Origin of the sequence: Polynucleobacter sp. JS-Safj-400b-B2 (genome assembly GCF_018881975.1) — a bacterium.
In the GTDB taxonomy this organism is placed as follows: domain Bacteria; phylum Pseudomonadota; class Gammaproteobacteria; order Burkholderiales; family Burkholderiaceae; genus Polynucleobacter.
On the sequence record NZ_JACVPJ010000020.1, the window covers coordinates 1 to 3,639 of the forward strand.

General features: G+C 46.6%; 4 protein-coding genes and 1 pseudogene. All 5 read left to right on the forward strand.

Annotated features, from left to right (window positions below; genetic code table 11):
- Positions 1–830 (forward strand): site-specific DNA-methyltransferase (locus ICN48_RS12885; RefSeq protein ID WP_304609756.1); only part of this gene is annotated, 830 nt, incomplete at its 5' end.
- Positions 831–1,043: 213 nt separating this feature from the next.
- Positions 1,044–1,505, forward strand: a complete 462-nt coding sequence (locus ICN48_RS12890) for a phage terminase small subunit P27 family (RefSeq protein WP_216154088.1) — start codon at positions 1,044–1,046, stop codon at positions 1,503–1,505.
- Complete coding sequence (locus tag ICN48_RS12895) at positions 1,486–3,186, forward strand: terminase large subunit (protein ID WP_216154089.1); 1,701 nt, start codon at positions 1,486–1,488, stop codon at positions 3,184–3,186. Before ICN48_RS12890 ends, ICN48_RS12895 begins: the two co-directional genes overlap by 20 nt.
- Complete coding sequence (locus ICN48_RS12900) at positions 3,155–3,340, forward strand: hypothetical protein (RefSeq protein WP_216154090.1); 186 nt, start codon at positions 3,155–3,157, stop codon at positions 3,338–3,340. The genes ICN48_RS12895 and ICN48_RS12900 overlap by 32 nt, the downstream gene beginning before the upstream one ends.
- A gap of 8 nt (positions 3,341–3,348) precedes the next feature.
- Positions 3,349–3,639, forward strand: a pseudogene (locus ICN48_RS12905) (phage portal protein); the annotation flags it as partial.

Sequence of the window (3,639 nt, forward strand, 5' to 3'; positions counted from 1 at the left end):
CTCCTACCGAGGGATTGACTGACGAAGATCAAACTCCGCAAACCCCAGCATTCCCAGCCTCAGAAACAGGCGATGTTTGGATTTTGGGAAATCACAGGCTAATGTGCGGTGATTCGACAAGTATCGATGCTGTCGAGCAACTCTGTCGGGGTGGGGTAGACCTACTCCTGACAGACCCGCCTTATAACGTGGCCTATGAGGGAAAGACTAAAGACGCCTTAAAAATTCAAAACGATGCAATGGACAACGATTCATTCCGTCAGTTTTTAAGAGATGCTTTTGTAGCTGCCAGCTCGGTAATGAAGGCTGGTGCGGTGTTTTATATTTGGCACGCAGACTCAGAAGGTTACAACTTCAGAGGCGCTTGCAATGATGCCGGATGGAAAGTGAGGCAATGCCTCATTTGGAAAAAGCAAGCCATGGTCATGGGCAGGCAAGACTATCACTGGAAGCACGAGCCTTGTTTGTATGGATGGAAAGAAGGGGCAGGCCATTTATGGGCCTCAGACCGAAAGCAAACTACTATTTTGGAGTTTGATAGACCATCTTGTAACGGTGAGCATCCAACAATGAAGCCCGTTGCGCTTTTTGAATACCAAATGCTCAACAACACCAAAGGCGGGGATATTGTTCTTGATCTTTTTGGTGGAAGCGGTACGACAGCCATTGCAGCGGAAAAGAATGGTCGGGTTGCTTACCTGATGGAGCTTGACTCTAAGTATTGCGATGTCATCGTTACTCGCTGGCAAGCATTTTCTGGAAAGAGTGCTTACTTAGAATCTGATGGTCGAAGTTTTGAAGAAGTGAAAGCTGGGCGATGCCCGCAATGAATGGGGTATGCGCACGCTGGTCTGTTCTTTATAAGCATGACGATATGTCAATTGATGGGTGGTCTATGTTCACAAAGCAAAGGCAACAAAGGGAATGAGGGGTATGAGTGATCCATCTCAGTTTGTAGTTGGGGAAGTTTGCATCATGCCTAGAGAGGTAATGGGCAGAATTTTAAATACCCTTTCCTCCAAGTAATAAAAAAGAGAATAAAAATGGCAGGTCGAAAACCAAAGCCCACAGCATTAAAACTGATTCAAGGCACAGAACGCCCGGGCAGGGTGAATAAATTAGAGCCAATTCCACAGGGAAATCTTACGGATGCCCCAGAGTGGATGACAAAATCACAGAAAGATGGATGGACTTTTGCAATCCGCAGCTCACCCAAGGGCCTTTTAAAGCAACTCGATAAGTCTGCACTATCCGTTTGGGTTGTGTCAGAAGATTTGCACAGGCAGGCATCGGAAAAGCTGGCCCAGTTTGGCTTATTAACTAAAGCGCCAAATACAGGACTTCCAATCCAATCACCCTATCTTCCAATCGTGAATAAGCAAGCGGCGATCATGCTAAAAGCAGCGAGCGAGCTTGGATTTACTCCAAGCTCTAGGACGAGAATCCAATTAGTGCCAGCCGATGAGGTAAACCCTTTCTTACAGCATGGAAAACGGACGGCGTGATTACTGCAAGATTGCCAAAGAGTACGCAAGGCAAGCCACATTATTAAAAAACCAAGCAAAGTTTGGTAAGTGGATCAAGTTAGCCGCCAAGCGATTCACAGGCGATCTGCAAAAGACAAAGAAGAGCGATTGTCATTATTACTTCGATACTTGGAATGCAAACGATGCTTGCCGGTTTATTGAGCGACTTCCTCACGTTGAAGGCAAGTGGGAAACCCCAACAATTACGCTTCATAAATCAGATGTCTTTTTTATTGTCAATTTGTTTGGGTTTAGAAACAAAGATGGGTCAAGACGGTTCACTACTGCTTTAAAGGCAATCGCTCGTAAGAATGCTAAATCAACCGTGGCGGCTGCAATTGCACTGTATTGCCAAGTCTGTGAAGGCGAAGATGGCGCTCAAGTCATTAGCGGAGCCACAACAGGCCAGCAGGCTAGGATCGTGTTTAGTGTTGCTAAGCGCATGGTTGAAAAGACCGCTGCGCTTCGTGAGGCTTTTGGGATGGAGGCATTCGCCCACGCCATATCAAGCCAATCGAATGGCGGATCGTTTAAGCCAATCAACGCGAAGGCAAGCACGCAAGACGGTTTAAATCCATCCTGCGTAGTTTTGGATGAGCTTCACGCTCATAAAGACGGGGATTTGCTAAATGTCCTGCAGTCTGCATCCGGTGCAAGGAAAAATCCCTTATTTCTGTTCACGACCACAGAGGGCTATGAGTCCCCCGGCCCGTGGGCAGAAGTAAGGCATTTTGCAAAGCAAGTGCTGGAGGGCGTTATCGAGGCGGATCACTTCTTGGCGGTTTATTACGCCATTGATGATGAAGATGATGATTTTGATGAGTCAAAATGGATTAAGGCAAACCCTCTCATTGAGGTGAACCCAATCTTGCTAACGGAAATGCGTAAGCAGGCCATTGAAGCCAAGGCAATGCCGGGTAAGCTGGCTGAGTTCAGAATCAAAAGATTAAATCGGCAAAGCTCTAGCGCACAAGGATGGATCAAGTTTGACAAATGGAAGGCCTGCGCCACCCCAGTCGATCTTGAGATCTTAAAAGGTTACCCATGCTGGGGCGGGCTTGACCTTGCTAGCACATCAGACTTGACATCATTTCGGCTAGTTTGGGATGTTGAGGGTCACTTATACACATGGGGCAAGAGGTGGGTTCCTGAGAGTGCCGTTAAAAATAGGACAATTCGCGGGACTGTGCCCTATCAAGCTTGGGTAGCTGGTCATTTTTTGACGGTAACTCCGGGCGATGTAACGGATTACGCCTATGTTGAAAAAGAAATATTAGAGGCCTGCGAGAACTTTAACGTGCAAGCTATTGCGTATGACCAATGGAACGCCGCTCAATTAACTTCAAAGCTAAAAACGCAAGATGTTCCGTTGCAAATGTTTATTCAAGGCCCTAAAAGCTACCACCCCGCAATGCAAGCCTTTGAGCGAGCATATATCAGCGAGAAATTAAGCTATGGGATTGACCCAGTATTAACTTGGTGCGCTTCTAATCTAGTGACTAGAACGGATGCAAACCTAAACATGGCCCCCGATAAGAAGCGTTCATCGGAAAAGATAGACGATATGGTTGCATTGTTGATGGCAGTAGGCATTTCGCAATCAGAACCAGAAGAAGAAAGTTCCATCTATGAAACTCCAGGGTTTAGTCTATTCGGTTGATTTTTGGACGGTTGCGATTGGAGTTATTGGTTTTTTGATGATCTCAATTGGAATTGCATTAGTTTATTTTCCTGCTGGCTTAATTGTTGCTGGAATCATGCTCAATGCATGGTCATTTGTAGTTGCTAGATCAGTAGCCCGCTCTAGAAATTAAGGAAAAACATGTGGTTTTCTAATGCATTTTCTGGGGGCGGCGCTGCTAATCCGCAGGCGGGCGCTTGGCTCGGATCTACCGCGGGATCATGGGGTGTAAAAAGTGATGCTGGGGAGGTTGTTAGCCCAACATCTGCATTTGCAATTCCAGCGGTGCAGCGGTGCGTCATGATTTTGGCTGAAGCAGTATCTCGCCTGCCAATTAAAATTTACCAAGCGTTGCCCGATGGCGGGTTTGACGAGGTAAAAGATCATGCGTTGCATCCATTGTTACAAGTTTCTCCTGCGCCATTCTTAACC